Source organism: Trichocoleus sp. FACHB-46 (assembly GCF_014695385.1).
In the GTDB taxonomy this organism is placed as follows: Bacteria; Cyanobacteriota; Cyanobacteriia; order FACHB-46; family FACHB-46; genus Trichocoleus.
In genome coordinates, this window is the sequence record NZ_JACJOD010000028.1 from 1 (window position 1) to 16221 (window position 16221).

17 protein-coding genes are annotated in these 16221 nt (G+C 47.8%); 13 read left to right on the plus strand and 4 right to left on the minus strand.

The annotated features are described in order from the left end of the window. The 3 genes from H6F72_RS15500 to H6F72_RS15510 all read left to right on the plus strand — a co-directional run. Positions 1-297: IS1 family transposase (locus H6F72_RS15500; RefSeq protein WP_190437301.1), on the plus strand; the 297-nt coding region annotated here is incomplete at its 5' end. A gap of 375 nt (positions 298-672) precedes the next feature. Beyond that, the gene (gene rpsU / locus H6F72_RS15505) at positions 673-861 is read left to right on the plus strand and encodes a 30S ribosomal protein S21 (protein ID WP_190437304.1); all 189 of its coding nucleotides are present in this window, start codon (positions 673-675) and stop codon (positions 859-861) included. A gap of 135 nt (positions 862-996) precedes the next feature. After that, on the plus strand, positions 997-1374 hold the full coding sequence (locus H6F72_RS15510) for a pentapeptide repeat-containing protein (protein WP_190437308.1): 378 nt from the start codon (positions 997-999) through the stop codon (positions 1372-1374). A 48-nt stretch (positions 1375-1422) separates the two neighbouring features. On the opposite strand, the gene H6F72_RS15515 is transcribed toward H6F72_RS15510, so the two are convergent. Next, positions 1423-2262: a DUF1838 family protein gene (locus tag H6F72_RS15515; protein ID WP_190437311.1), complete on the minus strand. Its 840-nt coding sequence runs from the start codon at positions 2260-2262 to the stop codon at positions 1423-1425. Between the two features lie 472 nt (positions 2263-2734). Between H6F72_RS15515 and H6F72_RS15520 the strand changes: the two genes are divergently transcribed. From H6F72_RS15520 to H6F72_RS15550, 7 genes are all read left to right on the plus strand, one after another. Continuing rightward, positions 2735-3457 (plus strand): response regulator transcription factor, encoded by a 723-nt coding sequence (locus tag H6F72_RS15520; protein WP_190437314.1) that lies wholly within the window; start codon positions 2735-2737, stop codon positions 3455-3457. Between the two features lie 153 nt (positions 3458-3610). Further along, positions 3611-5101: a glycogen synthase GlgA gene (glgA, locus tag H6F72_RS15525; RefSeq protein WP_190437316.1), complete on the plus strand. Its 1491-nt coding sequence runs from the start codon at positions 3611-3613 to the stop codon at positions 5099-5101. A 106-nt stretch (positions 5102-5207) separates the two neighbouring features. Beyond that, the gene (locus H6F72_RS15530; protein WP_190437319.1) at positions 5208-6116 is read left to right on the plus strand and encodes a rhodanese-related sulfurtransferase; all 909 of its coding nucleotides are present in this window, start codon (positions 5208-5210) and stop codon (positions 6114-6116) included. Positions 6117-6180: 64 nt separating this feature from the next. Beyond that, complete coding sequence (locus H6F72_RS15535; protein WP_190437322.1) at positions 6181-6849, plus strand: isoprenylcysteine carboxylmethyltransferase family protein; 669 nt, start codon at positions 6181-6183, stop codon at positions 6847-6849. A gap of 123 nt (positions 6850-6972) precedes the next feature. After that, positions 6973-8415 carry a DUF3370 domain-containing protein gene (locus H6F72_RS15540; RefSeq protein WP_190437323.1) on the plus strand — a complete coding sequence of 481 codons (1443 nt, stop codon included), beginning with the start codon at positions 6973-6975 and terminating at the stop codon, positions 8413-8415. A 97-nt stretch (positions 8416-8512) separates the two neighbouring features. After that, positions 8513-10636: a sensor histidine kinase gene (locus H6F72_RS15545; protein ID WP_190437326.1), complete on the plus strand. Its 2124-nt coding sequence runs from the start codon at positions 8513-8515 to the stop codon at positions 10634-10636. A 346-nt stretch (positions 10637-10982) separates the two neighbouring features. Continuing rightward, on the plus strand, positions 10983-11981 hold the full coding sequence (locus tag H6F72_RS15550; protein WP_190437329.1) for a sensor histidine kinase KdpD: 999 nt from the start codon (positions 10983-10985) through the stop codon (positions 11979-11981). Here the strand turns inward: H6F72_RS15550 and H6F72_RS15555 are convergent. Next, positions 11973-12686, minus strand: a complete 714-nt coding sequence (locus H6F72_RS15555) for a response regulator transcription factor (RefSeq protein WP_313930055.1) — start codon at positions 12684-12686, stop codon at positions 11973-11975. The genes H6F72_RS15550 and H6F72_RS15555 overlap by 9 nt on opposite strands. A gap of 187 nt (positions 12687-12873) precedes the next feature. Here H6F72_RS15555 and H6F72_RS15560 point away from each other — a divergent pair, with 187 nt between their 5' ends. After that, on the plus strand, positions 12874-13608 hold the full coding sequence (locus tag H6F72_RS15560) for a glutathione peroxidase (RefSeq protein WP_190437331.1): 735 nt from the start codon (positions 12874-12876) through the stop codon (positions 13606-13608). Between the two features lie 177 nt (positions 13609-13785). Then, a complete protein-coding gene (locus H6F72_RS15565) occupies positions 13786-14367 on the plus strand; it encodes an NADPH-dependent FMN reductase (protein ID WP_190437339.1) in 582 nt (193 codons plus the stop codon). A gap of 164 nt (positions 14368-14531) precedes the next feature. Here the strand turns inward: H6F72_RS15565 and H6F72_RS15570 are convergent, their stop codons facing one another. Next, positions 14532-14816: a photosystem I reaction center subunit PsaK gene (locus tag H6F72_RS15570; protein ID WP_242016965.1), complete on the minus strand. Its 285-nt coding sequence runs from the start codon at positions 14814-14816 to the stop codon at positions 14532-14534. A 274-nt stretch (positions 14817-15090) separates the two neighbouring features. Between H6F72_RS15570 and H6F72_RS15575 the strand changes: the two genes are divergently transcribed. After that, a complete protein-coding gene (locus H6F72_RS15575; RefSeq protein ID WP_190437342.1) occupies positions 15091-15597 on the plus strand; it encodes an orange carotenoid protein N-terminal domain-containing protein in 507 nt (168 codons plus the stop codon). 216 nt (positions 15598-15813) lie between these two features. On the opposite strand, the gene H6F72_RS15580 is transcribed toward H6F72_RS15575, so the two are convergent. Next, positions 15814-16176: a DUF1257 domain-containing protein gene (locus H6F72_RS15580; protein WP_190437344.1), complete on the minus strand. Its 363-nt coding sequence runs from the start codon at positions 16174-16176 to the stop codon at positions 15814-15816. Between the last annotated feature and the right edge of the window lie 45 nt (positions 16177-16221).

Consider the following 16221-nt stretch of genomic DNA (forward strand, 5'->3'; position numbering starts at 1 on the left):
GGCGACCGCAGCAGCAAGACCTTCAAGTTGTTATGGGTGATTGTAAAGTGCTGGCACTGTTTCTTCTACGTCACCGATGGATGGAAGGTTTACTCTATGTTCATTGAGGAAAGTGACCAAATTGTCAGTAAGACTTATATGACTCGGGTGGAGGGAGAGAATACCCGACTGAGGCATTATTTAGCACGATTGCACCGGAAAACCTTGTGCTACTCCAAATCAGTTGAGATGTTGAAGTGTTCACTTCGGTTGCTGCTGCATTATTTGAAGTATCGGACAATTCCTCTCTCAGCTTAAATCATTACCTATTCAGCAACGCCTTCCGTCGTAATCCGAAGCAATTGCTAAATAACGCATCGCCTTAATTAGATAGGTCCATTTATCCTAAGGTGCGGGATTGCCTGGCTCATCTAACAGAAGCACTAATCTTAAAAGCAATTCACTAAGCTAGACTTGCGAGAGTTGGCCTACTGCATCGTGATGCAATCTGTAACTTAACTATGCAACTCGTGACAAAAATCCTGACGAAAGATAATTAGCTAACTATTGCTTAACTCAATCCTGTGCTAGCCTGTGGAAAAGGATTATTTTCGGCTGTGTAATTCGTTTTGTTGCAAGCGTTTCTCCGAATCTAACTCTCTGCACCTTTGATTCTGGAGATGCCCCAACCGAATGGCCCAAATAATTCTAAATGAAAATGAGGGAATTGAGGCAGCAATCCATCGATTCAAGCGGAAAGTTTCTAAGGCGGGAATTTTTCCAGATATGAAGAAGCATCGCCACTTCGAAACGCCTGGGGAAAAACGTAAACGTAAATTAGTTGCTAAGCATAGACAGCGGAAAAAATATTCTCGTCACTGATCCTTAAAACTTATCTGGCTGACGCAGCCTAATCAACCTAAAACTCTCGGACCTGAGTTCCGGAAGTTAAGCTTGATCGCTGAAATGAGACACTCCTTCTCTTCGTAAATCTTCTAACAACTCCTAAAGGCTCCTATGAATACCAAAGAACTTCTAAGCCGCTACTCAGCTGGACAAAGGGACTTTAGAAACCTTAATCTAATGGCTGCTAATCTGAGAAATCTTAACTTCAGTGGGGCTAATTTCAGTGGAGCCAATTTCAGAGGGGCAAACCTGACTAGCACCAATTTGAGCCAAGCGAACCTGAGCGATGTCAATTTGACGGGCGCAAACTTAACCAGAGCCAACTTGACACGGGCTAATTTGAAGAATGCCGACTTGACTCATGTCAATCTGAGCGACACAAATCTAAGTCATGCGTATCTGTCAGACGCTATCCTGCCCGATGGAGCAGGAGCCAAACTCGCCTCTAATAGTCCTGCGGTAGCGCTGTCTCAAGATGTAGTAGGCTAACTTGTTCTGAACTATCTCTGAACTCGCTAACCTACTGGTGCCTAGTCTTTACTCTAAGCAAGGTTCCTCTTTGAGGGGAGCGAGTAAGGGAAATTCTTCGCCGCGCAGGTAAGCATCAAATTCTTCTTCAAATCGGCTCCAGCTTGTTGCAATCGAACGTTGCAAACGACAGGCTGGAGCTTCTCGGTATAAAGGAAGGCGTTGCTCGATCTGCGTTTTTAGCGCTGGATGCAATTCTTCAAAGACATTCGTTTTTGTGCCTGTGTAGTTCAACACTAAAAAGCCTGGTTTGCCTTTCATCTTCATCCAAGGCTCCCAAGGTCCCATGCGGTAATAGGACAAAGTGACAGCGCGATCGCAACTGGCATCTACGATCTCATCTTCAAGCATGCGAGTTGGAAAAATAAATTTGTAGGAATCAGAAGATTGCACGAATGGCTCAGGAGAATATTCAGCAAACTTAGGATTACTCGCCAAATTATTAGGTAGCTTCAGGTTGAGGTCTAGTGAGACAAAAGATACTTCAGGCCCAATAAAAGCCCCAACCTGTGGCGGAATCTGAAACTCCTGATAGTCGTAGGAGCGGTGGATGACGTGTAGCGTTTCACCTGTCCACGGGTTTTGCCATTGCCGCAATATTTCTTGCGATCGCGGCTCCAGATAGAGCGTAAATTTGCGGCTGAGTAAAGTCCAGCGCGAAGTTGTAGGGTCTTGAATACAGCGCGAAATATCGACCCCCAAAAAGTCGAACAGGTGAATGGGTTGATCTGAGTCGAGCGGCTGCGCGTACATAGAGCCTGTGGCTTCAAAGTAGTGAGTTCCGCCATCGGTACTACAGCGCATTTTGACAAACTGCTGGTCGGTAATTGTGGACTTGCGTAAAGTCATATTTCACCTCTAGCGAGATCGATTAATCGTAGCTTGAAGATCAGGTGAAGGGGAAACCTCTGTAATGTTACGGGTAATCAAACGCTGTATGTAGGTACTCTGGATCGATAAGTCCTAAAATCAATGAAAATTACTGCATTCTTCATGAATAAAGTAGCAATTTGATTAATTTATTTTAGTGAAAACTCGTAACCATGAAATTACACCTAGAGCTTTGTAGGAAGACAAAAACTACAAAGTGGGTTTAGATTGGGTTAGCTTAATCAAGATTTTAACTACAATACCAAGCGCTGAATTCCAGCTAGCAAAAGGCTTTTAGGGTTGCGATCGCAGTTTTTTCTCTTTGATGGCTTCAGTAGTACTGAACTAATTAATAATTTTCTACACGGGCACTTTCGCGCTGATTAGAACGTCTTTATAAAAGCTTTGTTAAATCAGCTCCATTCTTGTCAGGCAGTGGTGAAGGTTGCAAATGAGTGAAATTCGTGTGGCCCTAATTGAATCTCAGGACCTCAGTCGGTATGGGATGCAAGCGGCTTTAGGACAAAGTGATCTAATCACTGTTGTCGGGGAAGCGGCCAAGGGGCGAGAAGGTTTAGACCTGTTGCAACAAACTCAGCCCGATTTGGTCATTATCGAACTGGATTTGCCTGATATCAGTGGCATTGAGGTCATTCAGCAGATTAAAAACCCAGAGTCGGAAGCAGAATCTGCCGACCTGAAAGTTTTGATTTTTAGCACTGAAGCTAATGAAGAATTGGTCATGCAAGCCTTTGCCGCAGGCGCAGATTCTTACTGCTTAAAAGACAAAACTAATCACCAAGATTTGTTAGAAGCGATTGAGGCAACTTACCAGGGAAATTCCTGGCTCGATCCCGCGATCGCTCGGATTGTGCTGTCCCACTATCAGCAAACGATTGAGCAAGACACCAACGACTCGAGCCCCGGATCTGTGAGCATTGAACCGATTGACCCAGCCGTAGGCCCCATTCTAGGCGCTGACCCTTTAACTAAACGGGAGCTAGAAATTCTGGAGTTAATTGTGGGGGGGCACAAAAATGAGGAAATTAGTCAAAAGCTCTATATCACGCTGGACACGGTAAAAACCCATGTCCGTAATATCCTCAACAAGATGGGAGCCAGCGATCGCACTCATGCAGCGGTTTTAGGCTTGCGTTCAGGCTTAGTGAATTAGAGCGATCGCTAGGTGATTCTCCCCGAGTTTACCTGTCAACATCACCTGATGTGCTGATTTCAGGTTATGCCGAATGATGGGGTTGCTCCTTCGCGAGAAATAAATATACTTTTGTGAAGATAACAAAACCCTTTTGATCAACGAGGAGTAAAGATGTACATCGTACAAATTGCCTCTGAGTGCGCTCCAGTCATCAAAGCCGGAGGCTTGGGCGATGTGGTTTATGGACTCAGCCGTGAATTAGAAACGCGAGGACACTGTGTTGAGCTGATTCTGCCCAAATATGATTGCATGCGCTACGACCATATTTGGGGCTTGCACGATGCCTACCGTGACCTGTGGGTGCCTTGGTATGGCGGCACAATTCACTGCTCGGTTTACTGCGGCTGGGTACATGGGCAACTCTGCTTCTTTATTGAGCCTCACTCTCGCGATGATTTCTTCAATCGCGGTTGTTACTATGGTTGCCACGATGACACCATGCGCTTTGCCTTCTTTAGCAAGGCCGCTCTAGAATTTTTGCAGCAGAGCAACAAGCGTCCCGATGTCATCCACTGCCACGACTGGCAGACTGGCTTAGTTCCCGTCATGCTGTTTGAGAATTACAAGTATGAAATGGGGCTTCAGCGAGTTTGTTACACGATTCATAACTTCAAACACCAAGGCTTTGCGGGCAACGAGATTCTTTGGGCCACCGGACTCAACAACGAACCTTACTATTTCCAACCCGATCGCCTGCAAGACAACTTCAACCCCTTTGCTTTGAACTTGATGAAAGGGGGCATTGTTTACGCCAATGCAGTAACCACAGTTTCACCGCACCACGCTTGGGAAGCGCGTCATACAGAGGTGGGGTCTGGTCTGGGCCACACGCTGCATATGCATCAAGACAAATTTACCGGAATTCTCAACGGCATTGATCTAGACTTCTGGAGCCCCGAAGTCGATCGCTATATTCCACACCACTACACCCAGGACAACTTAGAAGGCAAAGCCCAGAACAAGAAAGCGCTGCGCGATCGCCTGTTGTTGCAAGATGTAGACAAACCAATCATTGCTTATATTGGCCGTCTGGATGCTCAGAAAGGCGTTCACCTGGTGCATCACGCCATTTATCACGCCATCGATAACGGTGCCCAGTTTGTCTTGTTAGGTTCCGCCACCGAAGCGGGAATTAATGCTCACTTCCAGCACGAAAAGCGCTTTTTGAATGACCATCCTGACGTGCATCTGGAGCTGGGTTTTAACGAAGAACTGTCGCACCTGATCTACGCTGGGGCCGATATGATTTTGGTGCCGAGCAACTACGAACCCTGTGGCCTGACTCAGATGATTGGCTTAAAGTACGGCACAGTACCCATTGTTCGGAGTGTGGGGGGTCTGGTGAATACAGTGTTCGATCGCGACTACGACTCCAATCATTTGCCCGAAACCCGCAATGGCTATGTCTTCTATGATTCTGACTATCAAGCGTTAGAATCAACCATGAATCGAGCTTTGAGCCTGTGGCGGGATTACCCCAAAGAGTTTCAACAACTAGTGAAGCAGGGCATGGAATACGACTACTCTTGGAACCATCCGGGTAAGGATTACATCGAGATTTACGATCGCATCCGCCACAAACCAGCTGCTGTAGCGCTGTAATAGTCTGATTGGGAGGAATGGGATTTGTCCCACCCAAAACTAACATTTTAGGGCGCACTCCGGTGTGCCCTAAAATGTGTTTAGACGCTTGATTCGTACGGGAAGCATGACCGAAATTGTTGTTGCCGCACTCTACAAATTTGTCAGCTTGCCAGACTTCGCTGAGAAAAAAGATATGCTCTTGGCCTATTGTTTAGACCAAGACATTAAGGGCACCCTTCTTTTCGCTTCAGAAGGCATCAATGGCACGATCGCCGGATCTCGATTGGCGATCGATGCGGTTCTCTCTTTTTTGCGGGCTGATCCGCGCCTCGCTGATTTAGAGCACAAAGAGTCATATACAGATACTCCCCCGTTCGATCGCCTGAAAGTTCGCTTAAAAAAAGAGATCGTGCCTTTAGGCGTGCCTGAGGTTGACCCCAACCAGAAAGTAGGAACCTACGTCAGCCCAGAAGAGTGGAACGAGCTGATTACCGATCCAGACGTGGTGGTGATTGATACGCGCAATGATTACGAGGTGCAAATCGGTACTTTTCAAGGCGCTTGCAATCCCCAGACGGCTTCCTTTCGGGAATTTCCTGACTATGTTCGCCAGCACTTAGACCCCCAAAAACATAAGAAAGTTGCAATGTTTTGTACGGGTGGAATTCGCTGCGAAAAAGCTTCCTCTTTTATGTTGGAGCAAGGGTTTGAGGAAGTGTATCACCTGAAAGGCGGCATCTTGAAGTACCTCGAAGCAGTCCCAGCCGAAGCAAGTCTTTGGGAAGGCGAGTGCTTCGTATTTGACCAGCGGGTAGCGGTGCGTCACGGGCTAGAACCTGGTTCTTATGATGCTTGTATGGCTTGTGGTAGACCTATTTCAGACGAAGACAAAGCTTCAGAACATTACCAGGAAGGGATTTCTTGTCCTCATTGCTTTGATAGCCTTACGGAAGAAAAAAGAGCCCGCCAAGTAGCCCGTCAAAGACAAGTTGAGCTAGCGAAGCAACGTCATCAGGCTAGCGTCGAGCCTTAAGCGGTTTTGCCAGTTTCCGCATTGCTGCCTTCAATCATAAATTAGAGATCAAAAGGATACGCTGATGAAAGCGAAACATATTATTAACTTGCAAAAGGGGCTGACTGGATTTGTAGTCCTAGGACTGATGTGGGCTTATCACAACTTCACCATCGGTCCGTGGATTTATCTGGCGCTTCACGGCACCTACGGCCTGCTTTGGTTGCTTAAAGATCAGCTCTTTCCCGACAAGCAGTGGGAGCAGAAGATTTCACCAGGGCAAGGTATTTTTGTTGGCATTATCCTAGTTTTGTATTGGGTTGCTCCCTTCTTGCTGATTAGTCGTGGTGTTGTGCCGTCGGCTCCTCTGATTGCGGCGGCTGTGGCCTTGAACATCCTTGGTGTATTCCTCCACTACAGCAGCGATGCTCAGAAATACTTCACGCTGAAATATCATCCTGGTTTAATTACGGAAGGCTTTTTTGCCCGATGTCGCAACACCAACTACTTGGGGGAAGTACTGATCTACAGCTCATTTGCACTTTTAGCTCAGCACTGGTTGCCGTTTGTGATTCTGGCTCTGTTTGCTGCAGGTTTGTTTATCCCGAATATGCGGAAGAAGGACCAATCTCTGGCGCGTTACCCAGAGTTTGCTGAGTATAAAGCGCGTTCTGGTTTGTTGTTGCCTCAACTCCTGCCATCAAGAAACTCGGGTTTAGACAGTCAAGCTCCTGATTCACCTCAAAACGGCTAAACTGGCGATCGCCTGAGTGAACCATTTCCTGTTTGGGGAGTAGTTATAACGGCACTTTGGCTCCAGGATTTGGGTCTCTACAAGATGTATCCCTTTATCTGAGACCCAAGTAGGTAATTGTTTATGAGGCCGAAGCAAAATAACATCGCGATCGCTTTGATCTCTGCTCTAGCCCTGGTTGGGGTAGGCAGTTACAGCTTATTACTTGCTGGTAAAACAGCTTCGTCTGCGTCGGACCTCGCTCAGGGAGCGCCACCTAGCCCGAAACCTACTCCCCAAATCATCGTGGAGCCGCAACCGGTGCGAGCTTTGCCAGGGCAGCTAGATCAGGTGCCGATGTTTAACAGCAATAGCCCGGAGTGGGTTAAGACTGAGGGTATTCTGCTTTCGACTCTGCCGCCTACGAGCAAGAAAACACCAACTGCCCATCTAAATTTTCCGTTTCAGGGCCGCTTCGATTTATTCATTCACCACCAAACACACACCCCGAAGGATCTACAAACTTTCTACTTGGGTGTGATGCTGCATAACTCCAGTTCGCAACCCGTGACTGTTGATGTGTTGCAAGGCGCGACTTATCTGACCCAAAGCGCTCCCTACATCAAGCTGCCAACCTATGTAGACAATCCCAATAATACAGTTTATGCAGGGCCAGGCGATCGCGTGGTGACAGATATTCTTCAGGGCAAGCGCCAAGCTGATTTTCCGGCTCAACTGGTGATTCCGCCAGGTCAAAGCCGGATGCTCCTAAACCACCCGATGCCAGTGCGGGGTTTAGAGAAACCAATCAATGGGCGATCGGGTTATCTGCGGCTGCGTAGTAGTGGCAAGGTCTACGCGGCCAGCTTGATGATGTTTGCCAAGAAAAATGCCAATGGTAGCGATCGCGCCCCCACCTTAGCGGAGTGGCAAGCTTTACTAGACACTGGGACTCTCTCTGGACCTCGCGACAAAGTACCAACGCCACCCGAACAGGCAGGCGGACAGTTGATTTATGGTCGAGTTGCAGGAGTTGCTCAAGGATCGCGCTGGCAAGCTCAACTCAGCGATCGCCCTGGAGCCAAAAACTTAACCATTCCTGCTCCAGGGCAGGCGGTATCTTATGCCATCAGCACAGTGCGAGCAGGTCGCTTGGGCACGGAGCAAAATCAAGCGGCTAAAATGCTGGTACGTTACCCCGATACCGCTTATGAATCCCATGCTAACTATGGCGTGGAATACAACTTGACCTTGCCGCTTTTCAACCCGACTCAACAGCCTCAAAAAGTGGCTTTAACCTTAGCAACTCCTTTAAAGGAGGATCGCCTCAGTCAAGGTGGACTGCGTTTCCGCCAACCCCCTTTTGATGTGCCCTTCTTTCGAGGCACTGTACGTCTGCGCTACCCAGATGATCGAGGCCAGCTTAAGACTCGGTATGTCCATTTGTGGCACCGCAAGGGACAAGTACTGGAGCCGTTAGAGATGATTGCTCTGCCTCCCAACAGTAGCCGTTCTGTGCAGCTAGATTTGATTTATCCGCCTGATTCCACCCCACCTCAAGTCCTCACCCTCAAAACTCAAGGTTAATTTCTATGTAAGTAAGCTGGACTGCCAGAATTGACGCTAAAAGGTATATATTGATCCAAAGCGTTGCGAGATTCTGCGGATTGGCAAGGACGCCTGCATGAAACACCCTGCCACTCTTATCACCAAGCGATTGCAGAAAGTGCCACTGCAAACGGTTCTGGTCGCTCCTTTTGTCTTGCAAATTGCGATCGCAGTGGGGCTGACGGGTTGGCTGTCGCTACGTAATGGTCAGAACGCGGTCAACGATGTGGCTAGCCAGCTACGGACTGAGGTAACCGCTCGAATTCAGCAGCATGTCACGACCTACCTAGAAACTCCTCATCTCGTCAACCGCATTAACGCTGATGCCATTCGCTTGGGATTACTGAACGTTGAAAACATCCCTGGTTTAGAACGCTATTTCTGGCAACAGATGCAGCAATTTAAGACGGTGAGTTACATCTCGCTGGGGACAGAGCAGGCAGAATACATCGGAGTAGAGCGCTTAGATAATGGTGCCTTACAAATTGAAGTCTCCGATCGCGCCACAGGCCGAAATTTCCAAACCTACGCCACGGATAGCCGAGGAAACCGCACGCGACTGGTGCAAAGTAAACCCAATTATGACCCGCGCCAGCGGGATTGGTACAAAACCAGTGTGAAAGCGGGTAAACCGATTTGGACCGAGATTTACACTTACTTCTCTACGCAAAAACTCACGATCACGGCTGACCAGCCACTGTACGATGCCCAAGGCAAATTGATTGGGGTGACGGCGGCTGATTTGGTGTTGTCTCAAATCGGCGACTTTCTCCGCAGCCTCAAGATTGGCAAAACGGGGCAAACCTTTATCATGGAGCGATCGGGGCTTCTAGTTGCAACTTCGCTGCCCGAGAAACCTTTCATCCTCAGCGCTGATGGCAAAACCCAGGAACGACTGGCCGCGACTGCTAGCCGCAATGAGTTGATTCGAGCCACGGCGCAGCACCTACAGCAACGCTTTGGTGATTTGCGGCAAATCCGAGGTAGCCAACAGCTCGACTTTCAATTGGAGGGTAAGCGTCAATTTCTGCAAGTGCTACCAATACCAGATCAGCGAGGTTTGGATTGGCTGATCGTGGTGGTAGTGCCAGAAACAGACTTTATGGAGCAGATCGAAGCCAACACGCGATCGACAATTTTGCTGTGTTTGACCGCCTTGATTGCTGCGATTGTGCTGGGAATTCTCACCTCGCGCTGGATTGCACAGCCGATTTTGCATTTGAGCCGAGCAGCTAAAGCTTTGTCCCAAGGTGAGTGGGAGCAAACAGTGCCCGTGGAGCGAGAAGATGAAGTGGGGGTCTTGGCTCGGGCGTTTCAGAATATGGCGGAGCAGTTACGTGCTTCCTTTGGCGTTCTAGAACAACGCAATGAAGAGTTAGAAGTCCGAGTTCAGGAGCGAACTGCGGATATTCGAGCGGCCAATGAGCAACTGCTAGTGGAAATTGCTGAACGCCAGCGGGTGGAAGATGCATTGCGGGTTTTCTTGCACGCCGTTTCTCATGACCTCCGCAACCCAGTGACTGGGATGTTGATGGTGTTGGGGAATTTGCTCAAAAGTGAATCGTTGCCTATTGATGACTCCAACGGTTCTGGCAAGGCGGTGATCCCGGTGGCCCGTAGCATTTTGGAGCGGATGGCTCAAAGTAGCGATCGCCAACTGTATTTAATTAACTCGCTTTTAGAAGTCCATGCCAGCGAAGTGGGGGGGATTGTCCTTCAGACTGAACCGCTTGAACTTGAGCACCTGATCATAGATGTGCTGACGGATTTTGAGCCTCTGCTCTCTAAAAACCAAGTTAGCGCCACAGCTCTGATTCCGAACAATCTACCTGCCGTTCCAGCAGATCCCTTGCAACTGCGTCGAGTGCTAGAAAACTTACTAGCAAACGCTCTGAAGCACAACCCGCCAGGAGTGAGCTTGAGTGTCAGCGTGGAACAAAAAGACAACTCGTTGCTTTGCCGAGTGCAAGACAACGGAGCAGGCATCAACCCAGAGGTGCGCGAGCATTTGTTTGACCTGTATTCTCGCGGGCCTCAAACCCGTCGCTCTACAGGGCTGGGGCTAGGTTTATATCTTTGCCGTCAAATTATTGTGGCTCATGGGGGAGAGATGGGCGTGACTAGCAGTCCTGAGGCTGGCTCGACTTTCTGGTTTACCTTACCCTTGGCACCTGTAGCAACAACCACAAAATCACCTTGATGGGTGAATCATGTGAGCGAGGTGCGATCGCCTTACCCCCACCTAAGATAAAACTAAGGTGATTAAACAAACTGAGTTTGAAATCAGCTACACCTGCTCTCAAGCTGATTCCGCAAAAAAGAAGTCAGTCTTTCTAACTAGCGCGAACTGGTTATTTTCACAGCAATTTAACGGTGTGTTTAACCAAACTAATAAAGTTTGAGCCACTACCAAGCTGACTATATTGGCACAGCCTGGTTGAGATTACGCATATCAGGTGGTTGCCGATTAGGGCGGCAAAATCGCTGTCTAAAGATTCGCTTGTCTTCGCTTTATCGCCAAAATTAAATCCTATAAGAACTAAATTATGATTGCTGATGTGAACTACCTCCAGGCTTTACGAAATTGCTGTCGCGATGAAGCAGCCTTTACCCAACTACAACAACTCCTCGCAGACCCTCGCGCCAGTCAGCATTTATCAAAGTTATCAGGGTTTGTAGGCAGTCAACCTCAGGCAGAAGCTAGCACCGTTAATCTAAGCGCAATAAGCGCAACCAACACCACCCTAGAGCCGCTAGATCGGGTAGAAGCGTTGTTGCAAGAGGCCTCTACTGAACTTCAGGAAGTACGTCAACGGCAAGCTGTACTGTTTCATGTCATGGAGCATGATCTGCGCCCTTTCCTCATGGGTACCTTGATGGTTTTGCGGAACTTACTCAAGCAAGGAGATGAGACGGTTACAATCACTCGCTCTAGAGTAGAACGGATGATTCAAGCTAGCGATCGCCAACTGCATGCTATGAGCGCCTTGCTCGAAACCTACGCTACAACAGAGCAAACCGTACCACTGCAACCGGAACCTGTAGAGTTTCCAGCGCTCAGCCAAACTATCTTGCAGGACTTGGCACCCCTTTTAAGCGCCAACCAAGCGAGAATTACGCCGCAGATTCCTGCCAATATGCCACCCATTTTGGCAGATTCGGACCAAATTCGCCGGGTGGTTTCCCACCTAGTGACAGCAACCTTGCAACACAATCCACCGGGCCTGCATTTAAGTCTTGCTGCCGAAGTGGAAGCTGGGATGCTGCGCTGTACTCTACTCGATGACGGGCTCGGCTGGGACTCTCGAGAATGCGATCGCTTTTTTGAATTGCAAGTGCGATCGCCCCATGCTTGCTGTTCTACGAGTTTGGGGGTGCAACTGCACCTGTGTCAGCAAATCATTCAAGCGCATGGAGGTGAAATTGGCGTTATCAACACCGAACCAGGTTCGATCATCTGGTTTACGCTGCCCCTCCTAGCAACAGCGGTTGCTTCTAGCAGTTACGCATCGGCTCGGCTCGCGATCGTGCCAGGCTTAAACTAAACCAGAGCGCAAAGCGACCACTGCGGCTTGCACACGATCGTCTACTGATAACTTATTCATGATGCCCCGGACGTGAGTTTTGACGGTATTGGGGCTTAGGTAGAGTTTGGCAGCGATTTCGGGGTTACTGAGTCCTTCAACCATCAGCTTCAGCACTTCCAGTTCACGTTCCGACAGTTGACCAATGCCACTGTTGGGCGTAGGAGGCTTGAGGTGATCAATCACACGCCGGGCAATTTGAGGATCGAGGTAGGTAGCACCTTCCTGAGCGGCGGCGATCGCTGCTTGGAGTCGATCTAAACTGGCACCCTTAATACAGTAAGCATCGGCTCCACTAGAGAGAGCTGCAATAATTTCTGTTTCTGCCGTGTGTGAGGTCAGCATCACGACCCGCACCTCAGGGAGCGCAGCCTTAATTTTTTGAGTGGCCGCGATTCCGTCTAGTCGGGGCAGACCGATATCCATGATAATCAGGTCTGGCTTGAGTCTTAGAGCTGCCTCTACACCTAAATACCCATCTTCTGCCTGTCCCACAACGATGCACGCTGAATCAGCTTGTAATGACTGTTCTAGACCCAACTGCATCATTGGGTCATCTTCAATAATCAAAACCCGTAAAGTTGGCGATGAGATAGTGGCATTCATAAATAGATCTTGTGGCAATACAGCCTTAGTGTAGGCATCTACTTCAACTTTGCACTTCACCCAGGTGACTCACCTGAATGAGTGATGCTGGACAAAGCCAAATTAGTCCTATAGCGACTCTATTATTCTCAGCTTGATTCAGGTAGAACTTCCTAGGGTGTATTGACAGGCATACTCATAATGAGTACGCTTTAAGCAGTCATAGGATGCAAAACTTTACATCCAAACCCAGCGAGGAGCGAAACTTATGTTGCCTAACCACGAAGGACAAAGAGTTCCTGACGTCACCTTCCGAGTTCGACAGAACAATCAGTGGATTGACATCACAACTAATGATCTGTTTGCCGGAAAGACTGTAATTGTTTTCTCCTTACCTGGTGCTTTCACCCCAACTTGTTCCTCGACTCATTTGCCTGGCTACAACGAGTTGGCTCCAGCCTTTAAGGAAAATGGTGTAGACAGTATTCTTTGTCTTTCGGTCAATGATACGTTCGTGATGAACGAATGGGCTAAGGACCAAGACGTTGGTAATATTACACTCATTCCAGATGGTAACGGTGAGTTCACCGAAGGCATGGGGATGTTGGTTGATAAGACTGACCTGGGCTTTGGTAAGCGGTCTTGGCGCTATTCCATGCTAGTCAAGGATGGTGTGATTGAGAAGATGTTTATTGAGCCAGAAGAACCAGGAGATCCTTTCAAAGTATCGGATGCCGATACAATGCTCAAGTACATCAATCCTCATGCTGTGAAGCCTGAATGCGTCTCCTTATTTACAAAGGAAGGCTGCCCGTTCTGTGTTCGGGCTAAAGAGATGTTGAAGGAGCGCGGCCTCGCTTACGAAGAAATTGTGATTGGTAAAAATGCGACGACACGCTCGTTGCGAGCTATGGCAGGAGGAACAACAGTCCCTCAAGTATTTATTGACGGCAAATTGATTGGTGGGTCTGAAGCCCTGGCAGATTATTTGGGTGTAGCCTAGTTGCTCTAAGTAGTTTGACTAGAGTGGTTTAAGCGTAACGCGATCGCTGACTTTCGTCTCTAGAATGAGATTTGAAAGCTGCGATCGCGTTTTGTGTTTAAAGACACTCGCTAAAACTCACTTAACTGCGATCGCAGCTCTGTTTTTCGGTAAAGATATCTTTGAAAATCAATTTTTATGGCTAACTCACCCAGAATTTTGGCTTTTGCGGGCAGTACCCGAACAAATTCCTACAACAAAACCCTGGTTAAAATTGCCGGTACAGGGGCTCGGGCTGCGGGCGCTGAAGTTACTTTCTTAGATCTGCGCGATTTGCCAATGCCGCTTTATGATGAAGATCTAGAGGCGGCTGAAGGCATTCCTGCCAATGCCTTGAAGTTTAAGGAGATCATGGTAGCTCATCAGGGACTCCTAATTGCTTCTCCTGAGTACAACAGCTCTATCTCTGGGGTACTCAAAAATGCGATCGACTGGGCTTCTCGTTCTACCCCTGGTGAACCCTTCTTAGCTGCTTTTACAGATAAAGTAGCCGCAATTATGAGTACGTCTCCGGGCGGTTTAGGAGGGTTAAGAGGCTTGGTTCATGTTCGTAGTATTCTGTCTAGTATCCAAGTTTTAGTCATTCCCGACCAAATTGCGATCGCAAAAGCTCATGAAGCATTTAATCCAGATGGCAGCTTGAAAGATAGCGCTCAACAAACTACCGTTGAGAACCTTGGCGCTAAAGTCGCTCAAATACTGACAAAGTTACAGAATTAAAGGCATAACAGCTAAAAAAATAATTGAGAGAGAGATACGACAAGACCATATCCCTCTCTCAATTTTATAGATCACTTGTCATAGTAGATTAAAAGCTATCGCAGCAAATTTTCTAGCTTGCGCGAGCAGTTAAATCTATCAACGAATTTGTAGAGTTGCTATTTTTATTTGAGCCAACTGGAACTAAGTAAAATTCCTAAAACTCCTAAGATATGACCAAAACTCATTGCGCCTAAGAAGGTGGCAACACTCATGTTGTTCAGTAGGCCAGAGAATGGTCCAAGAGGCATCTTAGGGCCAACTTTGGGAAAGCGAACGGTGCGGCTGGCAATGAACAAAGCCAGTAGGCAGGAACCAATCATAATGGGAGTGCCTTGCCAGTTCCACAAAGCGGTGGGGTCTTGGGACGTAGCAGCGGGGACTGCTGCTAGTAACATAGAGTGAATCAAGATGCTTTCTCCTACTTGTTGAGACACTATATTGATCAACATTAACCGGACGCAATAACCATCTGCCTAATGTAGTTGAAGTAGGAAGTTGGCTAATTCTGCGGCCAGAACATCGCTAGGATTCATCGTCCCGTTGTATTGGCGATCGCACCTCAGCCTGACGAAGGATTTATTAGTGTTAGTAACAAAACTTATCTTCCGTCTTTATATAGGCGTTACCTGGGCCACAGGTGTTTAGCATGCGGGTGTGAGATTACTGTTTTGGACATCTGTTATGACATCTGCAAATACCAATACCGCTCAAACTCTGCGATCTTTTCAGCACCTAGATGTGGATCAGCAAATTGCTGCTTTGGCTTATCTTTATACCGAGCTAGGTCAATCGATCTCTTTTCCCAGTTCTGGAGTGACTTCCTCTAACGAAATTAGTCAACTCGTCAAGCACGTCAAAGATCTGCGTTCAGAAGACCAGCTGCAATTTATCCGCGACGTATTTTCTAGCCAACAGGGTGGTCGCGAGGAAGTAGCGCTTGACCCCCATCCCAGTAAAGCGTTACTAGAATTGATTCCTGGTGGCACCAAAGATCCTCTCAGCCATTACCAATCTTTAGATCCTAATGCTCGCTTAGCGTTCTGGTATCGCTTAGCTCAAGAGTTGGATAGAGATGCTATCTCGACAGCAGCGACGACCCAACTGTCTTCTGGCGCTCAAGAAATCATCAATCATCTGAAGTCTTTAGAAGTCAGTCAACAAGTTGACTTTTTACGTCAGATTGTTTAGTAAGTTTGATTCGCCCGAACTGATTCGCCTAAATTGAACATGAGCGATCGCCTTGCCTTTGAGCTGTCTTGAGGGAAGGCGATCGCTTCGTCATACTTCTCTTGCTAAATACGCTGATGCTTGCAGGTGCAGATCACAAAAATACTCCCCTCAACCAAAAGTTGAAGGGAGAAAAGTGAAATTAGAGTGAAGCGAAACTACGGGTAGTAGAAATTCTTAGGCAACTGATTGCTGCACCATTAAGTTGACCTTGGCATTTTGTAAACCGGGCTGCTTGACTTCTGCCAATGTTTTGTTAATCGCGTATTTCTGATTAATGCTATTCATTAGGTTAGCTAAGTTATGGCTCTTAGCAACACCCCAAAGATCAGCAATTAAGTCAAATGATCCTTGGGGATTGCGAACCCAACCTAAGTCGTAATCGCCTTTAAGCGCTACTACAATGTCAGCCCGAACTTTTTGACCACAAGCGCCGCGCACATCGGCGTTTGTACTAGCAACTAGGCCCAGATCTGCAAGAGAAGCTTTAAGCAGTTCAGCGTCTGTAATCTTGCTGCGAAGAGTACTAAAGTGAGACATAAGTAGTCCTTAAATGGGTGAAATGGGTGAATCTGTGAGTTGATC